General features: G+C 55.1%; 14 protein-coding genes. All 14 read right to left on the reverse strand.

The window, feature by feature from the left end:
• Positions 1 to 6: 6 nt before the first annotated feature.
• The 14 genes from HMPREF1508_RS01665 to HMPREF1508_RS01730 all read right to left on the reverse strand — a co-directional run bounded on the left by HMPREF1508_RS01665 (position 7) and on the right by HMPREF1508_RS01730 (position 17634).
• On the reverse strand, positions 7 to 1674 hold the full coding sequence (locus tag HMPREF1508_RS01665; RefSeq protein ID WP_006906149.1) for a putative polysaccharide biosynthesis protein: 1668 nt from the start codon (positions 1672 to 1674) through the stop codon (positions 7 to 9).
• Positions 1675 to 1685: 11 nt separating this feature from the next.
• A complete protein-coding gene (ybeY, locus tag HMPREF1508_RS01670; protein ID WP_044958829.1) occupies positions 1686 to 2180 on the reverse strand; it encodes an rRNA maturation RNase YbeY in 495 nt (164 codons plus the stop codon).
• Positions 2177 to 3211, reverse strand: a complete 1035-nt coding sequence (locus tag HMPREF1508_RS01675) for a PhoH family protein (RefSeq protein WP_006906147.1) — start codon at positions 3209 to 3211, stop codon at positions 2177 to 2179. The genes ybeY and HMPREF1508_RS01675 overlap by 4 nt, the downstream gene beginning before the upstream one ends.
• A 12-nt stretch (positions 3212 to 3223) precedes the next feature.
• A complete protein-coding gene (rlmH, locus tag HMPREF1508_RS01680) occupies positions 3224 to 3709 on the reverse strand; it encodes a 23S rRNA (pseudouridine(1915)-N(3))-methyltransferase RlmH (RefSeq protein ID WP_044958831.1) in 486 nt (161 codons plus the stop codon).
• A complete protein-coding gene (gene folD / locus HMPREF1508_RS01685) occupies positions 3709 to 4557 on the reverse strand; it encodes a bifunctional methylenetetrahydrofolate dehydrogenase/methenyltetrahydrofolate cyclohydrolase FolD (RefSeq protein WP_044958833.1) in 849 nt (282 codons plus the stop codon). Before folD ends, rlmH begins: the two co-directional genes overlap by 1 nt.
• A gap of 11 nt (positions 4558 to 4568) precedes the next feature.
• Positions 4569 to 6239: a formate--tetrahydrofolate ligase gene (locus HMPREF1508_RS01690; protein WP_044958835.1), complete on the reverse strand. Its 1671-nt coding sequence runs from the start codon at positions 6237 to 6239 to the stop codon at positions 4569 to 4571.
• 52 nt (positions 6240 to 6291) lie between these two features.
• Positions 6292 to 9189: a DNA translocase FtsK gene (locus tag HMPREF1508_RS01695; RefSeq protein ID WP_044958837.1), complete on the reverse strand. Its 2898-nt coding sequence runs from the start codon at positions 9187 to 9189 to the stop codon at positions 6292 to 6294.
• Positions 9190 to 9339: 150 nt separating this feature from the next.
• Positions 9340 to 10068 carry a YebC/PmpR family DNA-binding transcriptional regulator gene (locus tag HMPREF1508_RS01700; RefSeq protein ID WP_044958839.1) on the reverse strand — a complete coding sequence of 243 codons (729 nt, stop codon included), beginning with the start codon at positions 10066 to 10068 and terminating at the stop codon, positions 9340 to 9342.
• Between the two features lie 44 nt (positions 10069 to 10112).
• The gene (locus HMPREF1508_RS01705) at positions 10113 to 11066 is read right to left on the reverse strand and encodes a hemolysin family protein (protein WP_242834478.1); all 954 of its coding nucleotides are present in this window, start codon (positions 11064 to 11066) and stop codon (positions 10113 to 10115) included.
• Positions 11067 to 11110: 44 nt separating this feature from the next.
• Positions 11111 to 12274 carry an alanine racemase gene (gene alr / locus HMPREF1508_RS01710; protein WP_044958840.1) on the reverse strand — a complete coding sequence of 388 codons (1164 nt, stop codon included), beginning with the start codon at positions 12272 to 12274 and terminating at the stop codon, positions 11111 to 11113.
• A gap of 14 nt (positions 12275 to 12288) precedes the next feature.
• Positions 12289 to 13803: a bifunctional ADP-dependent NAD(P)H-hydrate dehydratase/NAD(P)H-hydrate epimerase gene (locus tag HMPREF1508_RS01715; RefSeq protein WP_044958842.1), complete on the reverse strand. Its 1515-nt coding sequence runs from the start codon at positions 13801 to 13803 to the stop codon at positions 12289 to 12291.
• A 26-nt stretch (positions 13804 to 13829) separates the two neighbouring features.
• Positions 13830 to 14471, reverse strand: a complete 642-nt coding sequence (locus HMPREF1508_RS01720) for a redox-sensing transcriptional repressor Rex (RefSeq protein ID WP_006906137.1) — start codon at positions 14469 to 14471, stop codon at positions 13830 to 13832.
• Positions 14472 to 14482: 11 nt separating this feature from the next.
• Positions 14483 to 16414, reverse strand: coding sequence for an ABC-F family ATP-binding cassette domain-containing protein (locus HMPREF1508_RS01725; RefSeq protein ID WP_044958844.1), 1932 nt, complete (start codon positions 16412 to 16414; stop codon positions 14483 to 14485).
• Between the two features lie 11 nt (positions 16415 to 16425).
• Positions 16426 to 17634 (reverse strand): NADP-dependent isocitrate dehydrogenase, encoded by a 1209-nt coding sequence (locus tag HMPREF1508_RS01730; protein WP_044958935.1) that lies wholly within the window; start codon positions 17632 to 17634, stop codon positions 16426 to 16428.
• Positions 17635 to 17670 lie beyond the last annotated feature (36 nt).

The following is a 17670-nucleotide window of genomic DNA, read 5'->3' on the forward strand; positions in this document are numbered from 1 at the left end:
AACTCCTCACATCAAATGCATCTTTTTGGCAAGGCCAACCAAAAGGCTGCCCTTGGGGAAACGAAGGAGGGTCTCCTCATTGATCGCCCCCAGCCGGATGATCGCGATAAAATAGACAAAGGCCCCGACGACTACCGCGAAGAAGGTCGCCAGCAAATTGCTGTGGGAAAGCATGGCCAGCCGATAGGCTAAAAAAACCGCCAGTCCCATAATAGCTGAGGCCGCCAGAGGCAGGATGTAAGTCTCCTTTAGGAGGGGACGGGGAGCGGCGTATTTCATGATAGACCGGTGATTGAGATAGGAAATCAGAAGCGCGTCCACCGTGTATGCCATGATCAGACCGTAGATTCCCAGATGGAAAACCAGCATGGCCACGACCAAAAAGAGCGCCTGCACTCCTGTCGCGATCAGGGAATGAATGATCGGCAGATTCAGGTGATCAATTCCCTGCAGAAGACTGTTGGACAGGGTCGAGAGACAGACGAAGACGATCGTCAGCCCTCCCACCACCATCATCATGGCTGAGGTCGGATCGGGATCCCGAAAGAGAAGAAGCATAATCGGCCTGGCCAAAACGGCCAGCCCCACCGCTGAGGGGATGGCCACCAGCATGACAAAACGGGTGGCATTTTCCAGCTGCCTTTTGACCAGATCCATCTTCCCGGCGTGAAAGGCCATGGTCAGGGTCGGAACCGCGGAGGCGCCGATGGCGGAGGCGATCGAGATGGGCACATTCTGTATGACCCGATACTCTCCGGTATAGACTCCCCACCAGGAGGAGATCTGCTCGCGCGGAATCCCCTGCAGGACAGCCAGGTTTTTGAAAATTCCCTGATCGATGATCAGAACAATATTATAGATGGTCGTGGAGAGCAGAACCGGGACAATGGTCAGAACCAGTGTCCGCATGATCCCGCTGTAGGGGCTGACCGTCCCCGTCTTCTCTCTTGCCATGCGACGGAAAAAGCCGGGTAAAAAGGCCAGAAAGATAAAGAGCATGACCAGCAGAGCCATGACGGATCCGGAAGTCGTTCCCAAGGTTCCGCCGGCCGCTCCATAGGCGGCAGCAACCTGGGCGGTATCAGATCGGTCTGCGGCGACGCGGCCTCCAAAGGAAAAGAGAGTGTAGGCGGCTGCAACGGATATGATGGCGTTGACGATCTGCTCCATGATCTGAGAGACAGCGGAGGGAATCATGGAGCCGAGTCCCTGGAAAAATCCCCGCAGGACACCGACAATGGCGACAATAAAGAGGGTCGGCGCCAGCACGCGCAGAGCGATCGCGGCATAGGGGGTCTTTAAGAGCTCACCGGTCAGAAAATCCGCGCCAAAATAGACGATGAGACCGGCCAGGCCTCCGGACACAGCGGCAAAGGCCAGAGCCCCCTTGAGAACGCGAAAGGCATTTCTGTGCTCCTGATTGGCCATCCTGGCGGCGACCACCTTGGAGACGGCAAGTGGAATACTGTAGGACGAGATGATCAAGAGCAGATTATAGATCTCATATGCCGTGCCATAGTAGTCATTGCCCATTTTCCCTATGATGTTGGTCAGGGGAATCCGGTAGATCAGGCCTATGACCCTGCTGACAATGGAGGCGATCGCCAGGATGGATCCCTGCATCAGAAAAGAGCTGTCGCTCTTTCTCAACTTGTTCTGCTGCTCATTACCCATACGCCTTCTCTCTATCGGTGGATCCCCAACTGGTCCAGCATCTCGGACTGACGGCGCTCCATGTCAATCCTTTCCGCATCTGTCATGTGGTCATAGCCCATTAAGTGTAACATACTGTGAGCGATCAGGAAGGCGAATTCCCGCCTGGTCGAGTGGCCATAGTCCTGAGCCTGGGAGATCAGTCTTGGAATACAGAGGACGATATCTCCCAGAACAGCCTCGCCGCTGTCCGGGTTAAAGAAATCGTCTGTCTTCTCTATTTCCGAGAAATCTCCGGGGGCCGGATAGTCGATGAAGGGAAAAGACAAGACGTCCGTCGGCCGGTCAATCTGCCGGTATTCCCGATTGATCTGATGCATACGATCCAGATCGACCAATGTCACGGAGACCTCCGCCTCAAAGGGAAAGCGCTCATAATCCAGGGCCTTTCGGATCACAGTCTCCAGCAGTTTTTTGTAGTCAAAGGGCAGATCAAGCCCGCACTCTTCTTCTAAATGAATGGTCATGCCCTGTGTCCTCTTCTTGCGGGACCCGTCTTGCTGCCGATTCGCATGGCGTCCCTGCGTATCCTCGTCTCTTTCTTCTCATACTCCTCGTAGGCATTGACAATCTTCTGCACCAGAGGATGCCGCACGACATCCTTGCCGGTCAGCTGACAGACCGCGATATCATCAATACCCGAAAGGACTTTGGCCGCGACATCCAGACCGGACTTCTGGTCGGCTGACAGATCCTTCTGGCTGGCATCTCCGGTGATCACCGCCTTGGAGCCGAAGCCGATCCTGGTCAGAAACATCTTCATCTGCGCCGGCGTCGTATTCTGCGCTTCATCCAAGATGATGAAGGCATTATCCAAAGTCCTCCCCCGCATGTAGGCCAGAGGGGCCACCTCAATCAGACCCTTTTCCATATTGCGCTGATAGCTTTCGGCGCCCATGATCTCATAGAGGGCATCGTAAAGCGGACGCAGGTAAGGATCGATCTTACTCTGCAGGTCACCCGGCAGGAAGCCGAGCTTCTCACCGGCCTCAATTGCGGGTCTGGTCAGGATGATGCGCGAGACCTCCTCTCTCTGAAAAGCCATAATAGCCATGGCCATAGCCAGGTAGGTCTTTCCGGTCCCGGCCGGGCCCAGGCCGAAGACAATCATCTTCTGCCGGATGGCGTCGACGTAGGCCTTCTGACCCAGCGTCTTCGGCTTGATCGGCTTTCCGGCAACCGTGTGCGCGATGACATCTCCGTCGACCTTTAAGATGGTCTGCACGGGATTCATCCCATCCTCATGCAGAGACATGGCGTAGCGGACATTTTGCTCCTGGATACTCTCTCCGCTCTTTGAGAGAGCCAAAAGGGAGTCCAGGACATCTCTGGCGCGCTCGACGCCATCTCTCTCCCCGATGATCTTGATGGAATCGCCGCGGGCGATCAGGCTGACCGCGAAGGTCTGCTCGATGAGTTTGATGTTGCGGTCAAACTGGCCGAAGATATTCTCCAGGTGATCCAGAGGAATATCGATAGATCCTTCAATTAGACTCAATTCCGATCCTTTCTACTTGTGGTAGGGTTCCCCTCTGCTGATGCGAAAAGCCCGGTAGATCTGTTCCAGTACAATCACCCGCATGAGCTGATGGGGAAAGGTCAGGGGCGAAAAAGAAAGCTTTTCATCCGCCCTGGCAAGAAGCTCCTCGGACAGGCCCAGGGAAGCTCCGATGACCAGTGTGATTGATGACTGTCCTCCCAGACTCAGCTGATCCAAATGCTCTGCCAGTTGAAGCGAATCCATCATCCGCCCGTCGATGGCCAGGGCGACGACATAGTCCCTCTCCCGGATAGCGGCAAGAAGGCGGTCCCCTTCTCTTTTGATAATCTGCTCTTCCTGCGCCCGGGAGGTGCCCTCCGGGATCTTCTCATCCGCCAGCTCTGTGATCTCCAGACTGCAGTAACGACTCAGCCGTTTGCTGTATTCTGAGACGGCGTCTCTGAAAAATTTCTCCTTGATCCTGCCCACGCAGAGAAGGCGAATTCTTGGTCCCATCAGCTTCTCCTGGCCCGGGCGGCCCGAAGGCAGTTCTTCATCAGCATCGCGATGGTCATGGGCCCGACCCCGCCGGGTACAGGTGTGATCGCGGACACCCTGTCAAAGGCATCTTCGTAATCCACATCCCCATGCAGGCTTCCGTCCTCCATGCGGTTGATTCCCACGTCTATGACAACCGCTCCCTCCTTGAGGTCAGCCCCCTTGACGAAATCCGCCCGGCCAATGGCGGCGATAAGAATATCCGCCCGTCGCATAAGCTCGGGCAAATTAGCGGTACGGGAGTGGGCAATCGTCACGGTCGCGTGCTCTCTTAACATCAGAAGGGCGACCGGCTTGCCCACAATATTGCTCCTCCCCAGAACCAGACATTCCTTTCCCTCCAAGGGGATATGACTCCTTTTTAACAATTCGAGAATGCCAGCCGGGGTACAGGGCAAAAAGCCGTCCTGGCCGATCAAGAGCCTGCCCAGGTTCTCAGGGAGGAAACCGTCTACATCCTTGGCCGGGTCGATCGCCTCAATGACAGCGTCCGCGTCAATCTGCCGGGGCAAGGGCAATTGAACCAGGATCCCGTCCACATCCTCCCGGGCATTGAGATCGCGGATCTGCCTCAGGAGATCCTCCTGACCGCAGCTCTCTGGCAGATGAAATTCCAGAGATTTGATCCCACAGGCCGCGCAGGCCCTTTGTTTATTCCTGACATAGACCGATGAAGCGGGATGATCTCCCACCTGTACGACTGCCAGACAGACTTTGATCCCCCTGGCTGCCAGGGCCTTTGCCTCCTGTTTTACTTCCTCTTTGATCTGCGCAGAAATTGCCCTTCCGTCAATGATCTTAGCCATAAAAACCTCACTTAGAAGAGACCTGTAATCACACTGTCATCCGTCACGTCGATATGATTGGCTGCGGGAACCCGGGGAAGACCGGGCATGGTCATGATATTGCCGAGAACAACGACGACAAAACCGGCGCCGGCAGCGGGATAGATCTCTCTTACAGTGACACGGAAGTGCTCGGGGCGGCCCAGTTTCCCGGCGTCATCGGACAGGGAATACTGGGTCTTTGCCATACAAACAGCGAAATGGTTCATGCCCATGGAGACAATCTTCTGCAACTGGCGCCGGGCGGCCGGACTGTAGTCGACACCGTCAGCCCCGTAGATCTTGTCGGCGATCCTTTTGATCTTCTCCTCAAGAGGAAGAGAGGGCTCATAGAGAGGATGATACTCGCTCTTCTTATTCTCAAGAACTTCAAGGACCTTCTCGGCCAGGGGGATTCCTCCCTCGCCGCCCCTGGCCCACACTTGCGACAGGGCGAAGTCACAGCCCTTCTTCTGGCAGAAGTCCCGGACCAGGTCTGTCTCCGCGGGCGTATCCGTCAAAAAGGAATTCAAAGTCACCACGATGGGCAGACCGAAGCTGTGCAGGTTATCAATGTGCTTGTCCAGATTGGCGATTCCCCTCTCCAGCGCCGCCAGGTTTTCCTCGGTCAGCTGATCCTTTGGAAGTCCGCCGTTATACTTGAGGGCGCGCACGGTCGCCACCAGTACAACGCAGTCGGGATGCAGGCCGGCCATGGGAGCCTTGATATCCAGGAATTTCTCGGCTCCCAGGTCAGCCCCGAAGCCGGCTTCCGTAATGACATAGTCAGCCATCTTGAGTCCCATCGCGGTAGCCCGGACAGAATTGCATCCATGGGCGATATTGGCAAAAGGTCCCCCGTGAACCAGAGCTGGCGTATGCTCTAAGGTCTGTACAAGATTGGGCTTCATGGCGTCCTTTAAGAGAGCCGCCATGGCCCCGACAGCCTTAAGATCACCCGCAGTCACGGGCTCTCCGGACAGGTTATAGGCGACAATCACACGGCTTAAGCGATCCTTGAGATCAGCCATATCTCTGGCCAGACAGAGAATCGCCATGATCTCAGAAGCCACCGTGATGACGAAATGGTCCTCTCTGACAAAGCCGTCCGCCTTCGCTCCCAGGCCCACCACTACATTGCGAAGGACCCGGTCGTTCATATCCAGGCAGCGCTTCCAGACGACCTGCCTGGAATCGATCTGCAGGGAATTGCCCTGCTGGATATGATTATCCAAAAGAGCGGCCAAAAGATTATTGGCGGAGGTGATCGCGTGAAAATCACCGGTGAAATGCAGATTCAGGTCCTCCATGGGAAGCACCTGGGAATAGCCGCCGCCCGCGGCGCCGCCCTTAATGCCAAAGCAAGGCCCCAAAGAGGGCTCGCGAAGAGCCAGAATCGCCCTCTTGCCCAGACGGCCAAAGGCCTGTCCGAGACCGACTGAAACCGTAGTCTTCCCCTCTCCCGCAGGAGTCGGATTGATCGCGGTCACGAGAATGAGCTTGCCGTCCTTCTCTTTCTTCAGTCCTCTCATATACTGGTCAGAGAGCTTGGCCTTGTACCTGCCATAGAGCTCCAGGTCATCCTCCTTAATGCCGAGCCCGGCGGCGACATCGCGAATCGGGAGCATCCTGGCCTCCTGGGCAATCTGGATATCTGTCTTCATGGAAAACCTCCTTTGTCACAAGAGCACTTGATTCTGTGCGAGTTAATGAGATCTATGACAGGGGAAAGAGCTGATCAAATTCATCCATCGACATCAAGACCTTGCGGGCCTTGGTCCCCTCAGATTCTCCGATCACGCCTTCCTCAGCCAGCTGATCCATAATGCGGGCCGCCCGGTTGAAACCGATCTTGAGCTGGCGCTGCAGTCCGCCCGCCGTGGCGCGTCCGGACTGAATGATAATGCGGCCCGCCTCCTCTAACAGAGGGTCCCGATCGTCTTCCGGGGAACCATTGCCGTCAATTGCCGTCATCCCCGGATTCTCCTCAATCTGTCTCTGGATCTCCTCTTCCATTCCCTGGGTCTTCTCATTGTGACTGGTAATATAGTCTACGACCCTGGCCACATCGTCGTCGGGGACGAATGCGCCCTGGACGCGAAGGGGCTTGGGAATTCCCTGGGGGAAATAGAGCATATCTCCCTTGCCAAGGAGCTTCTCCGCTCCCACCATATCTAAAATGGTTCTGGAATCGACCCCGCTGGTTACGGCAAAGGCCACACGGGAGGGCATGTTGGCCTTGATCAGTCCGGTAATGACATTGACCGACGGTCTCTGGGTGGCGATGATCAGGTGAATCCCGGCGGCACGGGCCAGCTGAGCCAGACGGCAGATCGCCTCCTCGACCTCGGAGGAAGCGACCATCATCAGGTCTGCCAGCTCGTCGACAATGACCACAATCTGAGGCATTTTCTCTGTGACGACCTCTATCTCCTGTCCGTTGATCACCTGCCTGATCTTTCCGTTTCTGATATGCGAATTATAGCCCTTGATGTCCCGAACGCCCGCGTCCGCGAACTTCTGGTAGCGGTCGGTCATCTCCCTGACCGCCCAGTTGAGAGCGCCGGCAGCCTTCTTAGGATCGGTCACAACCGGAATCAGAAGATGGGGGATCCCGTTGTAGACAGACAGCTCCACCACCTTCGGATCAATCATAATAAATTTGACGTCGTCCGGATGCGCCTTGTAGAGGATACTCATAATAATGGTATTGATGCAGACGGACTTACCGGAGCCGGTAGCCCCGGCAATCAGAAGATGGGGCATTTTGGCGATATTGGAGATCATCACCTTTCCGCCGATGTCTCTACCCAGGGCAAAGGCAATATTGGATTTCTCCCTGCGAAACTCCTGCGATTCCATAAGATCGCGGAAGGAAACCAGCTGCGTCTCCTTGTTGGGGACTTCAATGCCGACCGCGGCCTTCCCCGGAATGGGGGCCTCAATGCGAATGTCGGAGGCAGCCATATTCAGCTTGATATCATCCGCCAGATTGACGATCTTCGAGACCTTGACTCCGATCTCCGGCTGAATTTCATAGCGGGTGACAGCAGGACCGACGGAGACATCTGTCACATGCGCGTTCACCCCGAAGTTGTGCAGGACAGTCTCCAGCTTGTGCGCGGTCTTCTCCAGTCCCGTTCTCCGATTCCCGGACGGACCGGACTTGTCCTTGGACAAAAGGCTGATCGGAGGAAAAGAATAGGCCTCCCGCGGCAATTTCGCCTTGCTTCCCTCCAAAGCAGCGTCCTCATGGCGAATCGCGGCCAAAGACCCCGCGGCCCCGGAGGACAGAGCTCCGGGCAGGTCCGCACCGGGGATCTCTTTTCTTCCCCTGTCTGAAGAAGCAGAACCGAGCTTGACCATAAGCCGCTCCGGGCTGACAGCCTGCGCGTCGGCATAATCATCCCCCAGGCTGTCTTCGTCATCTTGCCCTGACCCTGGATTCAACTCAGTCAACTTGACGAAATTCTCGTTTCTGCTGGCAGCGGATGCCTTGGATGTATGGGAAGAGCTCCGGTCCATCTTGACAGCGGATGCCCCGGATGTATGGAAAATGACCTCTTCATTGGAGGCGGGCGCGTCTTCCTCCTCGTGGATCGTCAGAGGCTGTTTGGACAAAGCGTCTTGCGAGGTCAGCGACAGGCGGTCCACCTGGGCCTGGTCGTTCTCATCAAAGATATTGATATGCACTTCCCTGACTTCATCGGTCTTTAACTCCTGATTGGCCTGGGGAGCATCCACCCTGGCATTCTTGAAATCGACCCCCTCTGCCTTGCGGCTGAATCGGCCGTCTCCTGTTCCTTTGTCTGTCACCGTCATATCATGGAGCATAGCGTCCCTGGAGGTCTGTCTGCGGGCTTCTCTTGCCGCCTGAGCCTCTTCCATTGCCTGGGTCTGGCGAGCTTCCAGCTCCGCCAGATGCTCTTCCCTCTTAGTCTTCTTCTCCTCCAGACGGATCTGCCTGCGAATCCGGTATTCCCTGCTTGTGTCCTCAGCCCTTACAGACAGGCGGGACTGTCCCTCGCGGAGCTTATCCAGGATGGACTTCTCCGTGACGAGAATCAGGGAGATAACCAGGAGAAGCAAGACAAAGATATAGGCTCCCGCAAGCCCCAGAAAGCGGACCGAATAGGCCGTAAAAAAACCTCCGATCAGGCCTCCGCCCGTATGATAGGATCTAGCATACTGCATGGCGGCCAGCGCGCCGGACGGGAAGGAACCCTCGCGCAGCAATTCCAGGACAATGTCCAGATCCAGAAGAATCAGCCCCAGCCCCAGCCCCCTCTTTAAGGCGAAGGAATTCTCCGGATTCGCCAGAAGAAAGAATGTCAAAAAAAGGAGAAAAATTGGGAATACATAGGCCACAAGCCCGAAAATTCCAAAGAGGAAGGTCGACAGATAGGATCCGAAGACTCCCCCCACACCGATACAGGAGATGAACATCAGCGCAGAAAGCGCGATCATAATCCAGAGAATAATCTCGGACAGATCGCTCTTTGGGACAGAGGAAGAGGATTTTCTGCCTGTCGCAGAAGTCCTCTTTTCAGCCCTCTTCCTGCCGGCGGATGACTTCGCCGATGCACTTGTTCGCTTTTTTTTCTGATTTGCCATACCCTGATGTTCATTCCCTATGAATAAACCAGGAGACCTGACCGACCTCCTGGTTTTGTCATTCTTTCCTGATTCATAATCGCGGGATATTCGCAAGGCGCATATCCCCTTGTCCCTCGCAAAGATCCGGCAGCTTCGGATGATCGTCTCTTACTCTTCCCAGTTGTGATAGACCTCCTGCACATCGTCGCTCTCATCCAGCAGGTCCAGGATCCGGTTGATGTTTCGGATGTCCTCCTCAGAGGTCAGCTGTACATATGTCTGGGGAACCATTGTGACAGAGGCATCTGCCATAGGAAGTTCCTCTTTCTCCAGAGCCTCTCTGACAGCCGAGAAATCCGCGGGAGAGCTTGTGATCACAAAAGAATCGTCCTCTTCCTCCACGTCATCGGCGCCGGCGTCAAGGGCCATCATCATGATGTCGTCGGCGCTCATATCCGTCGCTTCCTTGTCGACAATAATCTGTCCTCTCTCGTCGAACATATAGGAGACGCAGCCCGGTGTTCCGACGGATCCCTGCCCCTTGCTGAAGGCATTGCGGACATCGGCCGCAGTCCGATTCTTGTTGTCGGTCAGGCACTGCACAATAATAGCTGTACCGCTGGGACCATAGCCCTCATAGGTGGCCTGAATATAGTTGACGGAATCCGCGTCTCCCGCAGCCTTCTTGATCCCGCGTTCTATGGTATCATTGGGAACATTGTTCGCCTTGGCCTTGGCGATGACATCGCGCAGCTTGCTGTTATTGCTCGGATCAGGTCCCCCCTCCTTGACAGCGACCGCGATCTCACGTCCGATAACCGTAAATATCTTGCCCTTAGCCGCATCATTCTTCTCTTTTTTATGCTTGATATTGGCGAATTTTGAATGTCCTGACATGGTTTGAAATATCCCTTTCCAGATAAAATTTTCAATCTATTTTATCACGCCGGTGCCCCGTCTTCAAGGGAGGCCTCCCTGCTGATCCTGACTCCAAGGGCCACCATGTGCTCCACATCGATCACATGAAAGTGATAACCCCTGGCTGTGACGTCGAAGGACTCATGGTCCTGCGGAATCCGGCCCAATTTTTCCAGGAGGAAGCCGTTTAGAGTCTCCGCTTCCTCATCTGACAGGTCGATGCCCAGTGTGTCCGCTACAGTATCCAGGGGGGTAGACCCCTGCATCATGTAGGCTCCGTCTCCCAGTCTGGCGACAAGTTCATCTTCATCATCATATTCATCCTGAATATTGCCGACGATTTCCTCAATGACATCCTCCATGGAGAGCAGGCCGCAGGTCTGTCCGTACTCGTCCTGCACGAGGATCATGTGATTCTTCCTGTGCTGCATCTGCGCTAAAAGCGTATCGATCGAGTGCGTCTGCGGAACGAAGATCACCCGGCGAACCATATACTCCAGATCGCGGAGCTTGACCGACATGTCATGTCCTTCCGCGACATAGCGCAGGGTGTCCTTGATGTGGACAAGACCTATGATGTTGTCCAGATTTTTGATGTAAACCGGATAACGGGAGTAGTGATTCTCAATCATCTGCTCCACCGCCTCCTGCATGGTACTCTCTCCGTCAATCGCGACAATGTTGGACCGATGCTGCATGATGTCCTTGACGTCCTTGTCCGCGAAGGCAAAGATATTGCGAATCATCGTCACCTCGCGGGCGGACAGAACTCCCTGCTCATGTCCCTCCCTGATCTTGGAGATCAGATCCTCCTCAAATTCGTCCTCGCTTAACGCTTCATCCCTGTGAAAGAGACGGGAGAAAAATTTGTTTTTACTGCTGTCATCCGGATCCATTTGATCTCCTCTCAATGCTGAAATCCCCAGTTCACATATCTCAGGAACATCCTCCTGGAATTTCCCCTCCGTCTGCTCCAAAAGGATCACCCTCCGACTTACTTCAGGAAGAGCCGGGAGCTGTCCTATCGCAAGTCCTCACGGACAGAGACCACCTGACCCTTTCGATGAAAGACCTTTGGAATTCTCCGATTCCCCAGCAGACAGGCAAACTCATAGTTAAATCGTCCGGACAGGCGGCCCAGCTCTTCAAGGCTGATTCGATCTTCCCCGTCTTCGCCTAACAGGGTGACTTTCTCTCCGACGGCGATATGGTCAAAGGCGCTGACATCCACCATAAACTGATCCATGCAGACGCGGCCGACAATCGGAGCTCTTTTACCCTGAATCAGCACATATCCCCTGTTCGACAGGCCGCGGGCATAGCCATCCGCGTAGCCGACGGGAATGGTCGCGATTTTTGCCTTTCCCTTGACCTGATAGGTCCCCCCATAGGAGATACACCTGCCCTCTCCCAGGGTCTTGATATGCGTAATATGAGATCTGAGGGACATGGCCGCGGACAGGGGAAAATTCGGATCCATCTCCTCTGAGGGCCAGAGTCCGTACAGACTGATGCCCGCCCGGACCATATCCATATTCAGCTCGGGCAGTTCCATAATTGAGGCGGAATTGGAGCAGTGGCGTATCTCAAACTCCGCACCGGCCCTCTTAAGCCGGTCGATCGCCTGCTGAAAGAGGTCTGCCTGCGCGTACGCATGGCTCTTGTCCTTCTCATCCGCCCTGGCAAAATGGGTGAAAATTCCCTCCATTCTCAGATGCTTCAATTGCGCAATTCTGGCAGCCTGCGACAGGTCTTCCTCGTTGACCTGAAAGCCGATCCTGCTCATCCCTGTATCGATCTTGATGTGGACAGGGGCAATCATCCCCGCCTGAGAAGCCGCCCGGTCAAAAGCAAGCGCTGACTCATAGGAAAAAATCGCTGGCCGTATTCCCAGCCGAACCATCGCCGGATATTCCTCCGGAAAGCTGTAGCCCAGAATCAAAATCGGCTTTGAAATCTGATGGCGGCGCAGCTCATAGGCCTCGTCCACGGTGGCGACAGCATAGCCGAAAACCCGCTGATCCGGCTCCAGAAGAGCGGCAATCTCCCGCGCCCCATGCCCGTAGGCGTCTGCCTTTACGACAGCCATCATCCGGCAGTCCGGCCGCATGCGATCGAACATGGCGTCCACGTTGGCCCGCACGGCATCCAAATCAATATCCATCCAAACTCGCTTGTGATCCATAGAAAACCTCTTTATCAAACTGGGGCCATTGCCCCGCCATCCCTTGTGATCTGGGGCAAAGCCTCCAATATATCTCCGGCGATCATGGCCCCTTTTCCCTTTTTGGCTGCAGCCAGATCCCCGGCCATACCGTGGATGAAGACGGCGTATGCGGCAACCTCCTCAGGATTTTTCTTCTGAGCCAGATAGCCGGCGCACAAGCCGGCCAAAACGTCACCGCTTCCGGCCGTCGCCATGCCGCTGTTTCCGCTGCTGTTGAGATAGGTCCTTCCGCAGGGAAGGGCAGTGACTGTTGTCGCGTCCTTGAGAATCAGATCTACCTGGTAATCTCGGGCAAATGTCTCCGCCGCTTCCAGCGCGTGCTCTTTGAGCCATGAAATACCTTTCCCTGTCAGCCGGGCCATCTCCCCCATATGTGGGGTCAGAATCCACTTGCCATGGGGCTTTAAGAGGCAGTTGGGCTCCTCAGAGAGCAGATTTAAGGCATCGGCATCGATCACCGCGGGAAGCGCCGGGTCGGACAGGACGAAGTCGAGCATTTCCCGCGCCAGATCGGACCTTCCTATCCCAGGCCCGATCAAAATACTGTCGGCCCAATCCATAGCCTCTTTGATCTCGTCCCTGCTCCACGAATTCCCATAGGTCGTGATCAGGGCCTCCGGAAAGGCAGTTCCAATCACTGTCCGGTTCTTCTCATGCGTATATACGCGAACCATCCCGGCTCCTGAGAGCAGGGCCGCCTGAGAGGACAGGACCGCGGCGCCGCAGATCTCCTCTGATCCGGCGACGACCAAAACCTTGCCGAAGCTTCCCTTGTTCCCGGTCGCGTCCCTGTCAGTAAGAAATCCATCCAGATCTTCTCTCTCCAGAGCCAGACAAACGGGAAGGGTGGCGCCTGTCTCGATCGCGTCGATGCCGATCTCGGGCAGATGCACCCGTCCGCAAACGCTTCTTCCCTGCCCCAGCAGAATCCCGGGCTTTAAAAACTGAAAGCTGAAGGTCTCGCTCGCCCGGATGCAGGCTCCCATAACAGCGCCTGTGTCCGCGTTCAGACCGGATGGAATGTCCATGGCGATTACCGGCCTGCCCGATGCGTTGACCTCCCCGATCAGCTCGGCAAGAGGATGTTGAATATCCCTGGAGAGACCGATTCCAAAAATTCCGTCGACAATCAGGTCAAAGCTCTTAAAATCAGTCTCTTCGACAGCCAGAGAAGACAGACCGTAGCTGAGCAGGGACTGGTACTGGATCTTCGCCGACTCACTCAGCCTGGACTCCGGCCCCAGGAGGCAGTAGCTGACATCAAAGCCCCTGACAAAGAGAATGCGGCAGAGAGCCATGGCGTCTCCCCCATTGTTTCCTGTCCCCGCCAGACATAAAATACGCGTCCGCTTTGCGTATTTGTCCTCAATATAGTCCGAAACTGACAGGGCAGCCCGCTCCATCAGAACAAGCCCGGGGATTTTATGCAATTGACTGGTTCTGACATCGGCCTCTCTGGCCTGACTGACCGTATATATTCTCTTCATGCCGCGTATTTTCACCCCTTACCTGCTCATTTCGAATCTCGACTGCGGCTCATCAAATTGTAGGAGAGCTCCATGAGAGAATCGGACAGGTGGACATTTTCCACAACCGTCTTCTCTCCCACCTCCAGATCCACATGGGCAAAATTCCAGATTGCGGGAACGCCCAGTCCTGTCAGCCGCCTGGCGACAGATTGCGCGGCACTTTTGGGAATGGTTAAGGCCGCAATGTCAACCCTGTGTTCCAGGGCAAAGCGGTCTAAATCATCCAGCATCAGAATTGGAATGCCGCGCACCTCTTTTCCCGCCAGGTCGGGATTGATATCGAAGAGACCGGTCAGGGTAAAGCCCATGCGCTCGAATTGAGCATAGTTGGCGATGGCCTGCCCGAGGTGGCCTGCCCCGATCACAATCAGATTGCGGGACTGGTCCAGTCCAAGAATCTCTCCGATTTTGTCGCGCAGATTCTTGACATTATATCCGTAACCCAGATGACCAAAGTTATCAAAATTATTGAGATCCTGCCGGATCTGCGATGCCGTTGAGTGCATCCGCTTGGAGAGCTCATAGGAGGATATACCCTCCACCTCCTGATCCAGCAGTTCCCCCAGATAGCGATAATATCTTGGAAGCCGGCGGATCACCGCCGGGGAAATCGTCTTCTTCTCCATTCTTCTTCCTCTCAATCCTCATCTAAGGAGGCCCAGGCCTCATAGAGGCTGTCGATCTGATTCTGAAGTCTCTCCTGCTCAGCAGAGAGCTCATTGAGTCTGGCGGAGTTGCACGCGATGTCCGGATCCTCAAAGAGCCGCATGATCTCTATCACCCGCTCCTCCTTGCCGGAGATCTCCTCCTCCAATTTGGCCCTGGAATTTTCCAGCTTTCGCCGGGCGGCGGCCAGCTTCTTCTGCTCGGCCCAATCTGACCTGCCACCCTCCTTAGTGCTGTCCCCGGAATCGTCAGCGGAAGAATCTGCCTGCCCGCGGCCGCTGTGATTCTCTCCCTGCAGCTCCTGCTTCTTGGCCAGAAAGTAATCATAATTGCCTAGATACTCTGTAAAATGCCCCTCTTCCAGCTCCAGGATTCGGCTCGCCGTACGGTTGACAAAGTAGCGGTCATGGGAGACATAGAGAAGGGTTCCCTGATAGGCGTTTAAAGCCCGCTCTAAGATATCCTTAGACTCCATATCCAGGTGATTGGTCGGCTCGTCTAAAATCAGAAAATTGGCCCCGGACAGCATCAGTTTCGCCAGTGACAGGCGGCCCCGCTCCCCGCCGGAGAGAGAGGAAATCTTCTTGTAGACCTGGTCTCCTGTAAAGAGGAAGGCGGCGAGCACATTTCGAATTCTGGTGTTGGTCAGACCGGGATAGGCGTCCGACATCTCTTCAAAGAGAGTCTTGGTATCATCCAGCTCCTGCTGCGCCTGATCATAATAACCGATGAAGACCCTGGCTCCGAGCCGGATCCGTCCGGTTCTGGCCGTGAGCTTTTGGTTGATGATCTTAAGCAGGGTCGTCTTACCGCTGCCGTTGTCTCCCAGTATCGCCAGCCGCTCCCCTCGCCGAAGCAAGAGGTTCAGCCCGCAAAAGAGCTCCTGATCCCCAAAGCCCATAGACAGGTTCTCGATTTCAAGGACGTCTTTGCCGGATTCTTCCTCGGGCGCAAGCTCCAGTCGCATCGCATGCCTTTCCTCCAGGGGCTCTTGCACCGTCTCCATCTTATCCAGGGCCTTCTGCCGACTCTCCGCCCGTCGGATCGATTTCTCCCGATTAAACTGTTTGAGCTTATCGATCACAGCCTCCTGATGCTCAATCGCCTTCTGCTGTCTCTCATACTCCCGCCGTCGGGTTTCCATGATCAGTTCCCTCTGGGCGACAAAAGAGCTGTAATCCCCCCTGTAACAGTGACAGGAGTGATTCGACAGATCAAGCACATGGTCCGCAATCCGGTTTAAAAAATAGCGGTCATGGGCCACGATCAAAAGCCCTCCCCGATAATTGACGAGGAAGGTCTCCAGCCACTGAATGGAAGTCAAATCCAGGTGATTAATGGGCTCGTCAAGAATCAGAAGATCAGGTTTTAAGAGGAGCAGCCTGGCTAAAAATACCCTTGTCAGCTGCCCGCCGGATAACTGATCCGGTCTCTTGTCAAAGTCCTCCTCACCGAAGCCAAGTCCCTTTAAAATACCGGCCGCCTCGGAGCGAAAGGTCAGCCCTCCCCTTCGCTCAAAGGACTCGGAGGCCGTCTGGTAGTCCTCTAGGAGTCGGTTTAACTCCTCTCCCTTCAGCCGGGACATCCCGGCTTCCATCGCTCTTAATTTGTCTTCTTCTTCAATCAGCTCGCGGCAGGAGTCCAAAACGATATCCAGTACGCTCCCCTCCAGGGAGTCCTTCTGATACTGGGCCAGATAGCCAAGACTTGCCTCTCTGGCAAAGGTGACATTTCCACCGTCCGCGGACATCTGGCCGACGATAATTTTGAGCAGAGTCGACTTGCCGCAGCCGTTCGGGCCCACGATCGCGTATTTTTCGCCGGCTTCCATCTGAAAGGAGACTCTGTCCAGGATAACTTCCTCTCCGAAGGACTTGGAGAGATTCTGACAGGAAAGGATCATGAAGACACTCCTCAGTTCTGCTTCTCGTAATTCGCTCGAATGGCCCGGATAAATGACCTTGAGTCGAGCACCTGAGGATCCGTAAGATCCGTGATCCTCGCCAGGTCTCCGGTCATCTGTCCTGATTCAATCGTGGCCAAAGATGCCGCCTCCATCCGGTCGGCATACGCGACCAGATCCGGAATATGATCCAGTTCTCCCCTCTTTCTCAGAGCGCCGGTCCAGGCGAAGATGGTCGCGATGGGATTGGTCGAGGTGGCCTCTCCCTTCAGATATCTGTAGTAATGACGCTGGACGGTTCCGTGAGCAGCCTCGTACTCATAGATGCCCCCGGGGGACACCAATACGGAGGTCATCATGGCAAGAGAGCCAAAGGCGGAAGAGACCATATCGCTCATGACATCGCCGTCGTAGTTTTTGCAGGCCCAGATAAAACCTCCCTCCGACTTCATGACACGGGCAACCGCGTCGTCAATCAGGGTGTAGAAGTACTCAATCCCCGCCTGTTCGAAGGCCTCCTTGTAGTCTCTGTCATAAATTGACTGAAAAATATCCTTAAAGCTGTGGTCGTATTGCTTGGAGATGGTGTCCTTGGTCGCGAACCACAGATCCTGTCTCCTGTCGAGAGCGAATGTGAAGCAGGCTCTGGCAAAGGACTCGATTGAGGCGATGAGATTATGCTGTCCCTGCACCAGACCCGGTCCGTCAAAGTCGTGCACCAAAGCCCGCTTTTCATGACCGTCTGAGGAGGTATAGACCAGTTCCACCCTGCCGGGTCCAGGGATCTTCATCTCAGAGGCCTTGTAGACATCTCCATAGGCATGACGGGCAATGGTAATGGGCTTATTCCAGCTTCTGACATTGGGGCTGATTCCCTTGACCAGGATGGGAGCGCGAAAGACGGTTCCATCCAGAATCGCCCGAATCGTTCCGTTTGGGCTCTTGTACATCCGCTTGAGCTTATACTCCTGGACACGGGCAGCATTGGGGGTAATGGTCGCGCACTTGACCGCAACTCCGTACTTCAGACTGGCTTTCGCGGAATCAACGGTGACCTGATCGTCGGTCTGATCCCGGTTGACAAGGCCAAGATCGTAGTAATCCGACTTGAGCTCAATATAGGGAAGGATCAACTCCTCCTTGATCATCTTCCAGAGGACTCTGGTCATCTCATCGCCGTCCATTTCCACCAGAGGCGTCGTCATCTGAATTCTTGCCATAGCTGTCTCCTTCAAAAAAATCAGGCAGCGAATGGC

This window comes from Shuttleworthella sp. MSX8B (assembly GCF_000524295.1).
GTDB classification, from domain to species: domain Bacteria; phylum Bacillota; class Clostridia; order Lachnospirales; family Lachnospiraceae; genus Shuttleworthia; species Shuttleworthia satelles.

Excerpts from the sequence above, each read along its gene's own strand:
- HMPREF1508_RS01665 (WP_006906149.1), bottom strand. The coding sequence starts at position 1,674 with ATGGGTAATGAGCAGCAGAACAAGTTGAGAAAGAGCGACAGCTCTTTT.
- ybeY (WP_044958829.1), bottom strand. The coding sequence starts at position 2,180 with ATGACCATTCATTTAGAAGAAGAGTGCGGGCTTGATCTGCCCTTTGAC.
- rlmH (WP_044958831.1), bottom strand. The coding sequence starts at position 3,709 with ATGGGACCAAGAATTCGCCTTCTCTGCGTGGGCAGGATCAAGGAGAAA.
- folD (WP_044958833.1), bottom strand. The coding sequence starts at position 4,557 with ATGGCTAAGATCATTGACGGAAGGGCAATTTCTGCGCAGATCAAAGAG.
- HMPREF1508_RS01690 (WP_044958835.1), bottom strand. The coding sequence starts at position 6,239 with ATGAAGACAGATATCCAGATTGCCCAGGAGGCCAGGATGCTCCCGATT.
- HMPREF1508_RS01695 (WP_044958837.1), bottom strand. The coding sequence starts at position 9,189 with ATGGCAAATCAGAAAAAAAAGCGAACAAGTGCATCGGCGAAGTCATCC.
- HMPREF1508_RS01700 (WP_044958839.1), bottom strand. The coding sequence starts at position 10,068 with ATGTCAGGACATTCAAAATTCGCCAATATCAAGCATAAAAAAGAGAAG.
- alr (WP_044958840.1), bottom strand. The coding sequence starts at position 12,274 with ATGGATCACAAGCGAGTTTGGATGGATATTGATTTGGATGCCGTGCGG.
- HMPREF1508_RS01715 (WP_044958842.1), bottom strand. The coding sequence starts at position 13,803 with ATGAAGAGAATATATACGGTCAGTCAGGCCAGAGAGGCCGATGTCAGA.
- HMPREF1508_RS01720 (WP_006906137.1), bottom strand. The coding sequence starts at position 14,471 with ATGGAGAAGAAGACGATTTCCCCGGCGGTGATCCGCCGGCTTCCAAGA.
- HMPREF1508_RS01725 (WP_044958844.1), bottom strand. The coding sequence starts at position 16,414 with ATGATCCTTTCCTGTCAGAATCTCTCCAAGTCCTTCGGAGAGGAAGTT.
- HMPREF1508_RS01730 (WP_044958935.1), bottom strand. The coding sequence starts at position 17,634 with ATGGCAAGAATTCAGATGACGACGCCTCTGGTGGAAATGGACGGCGAT.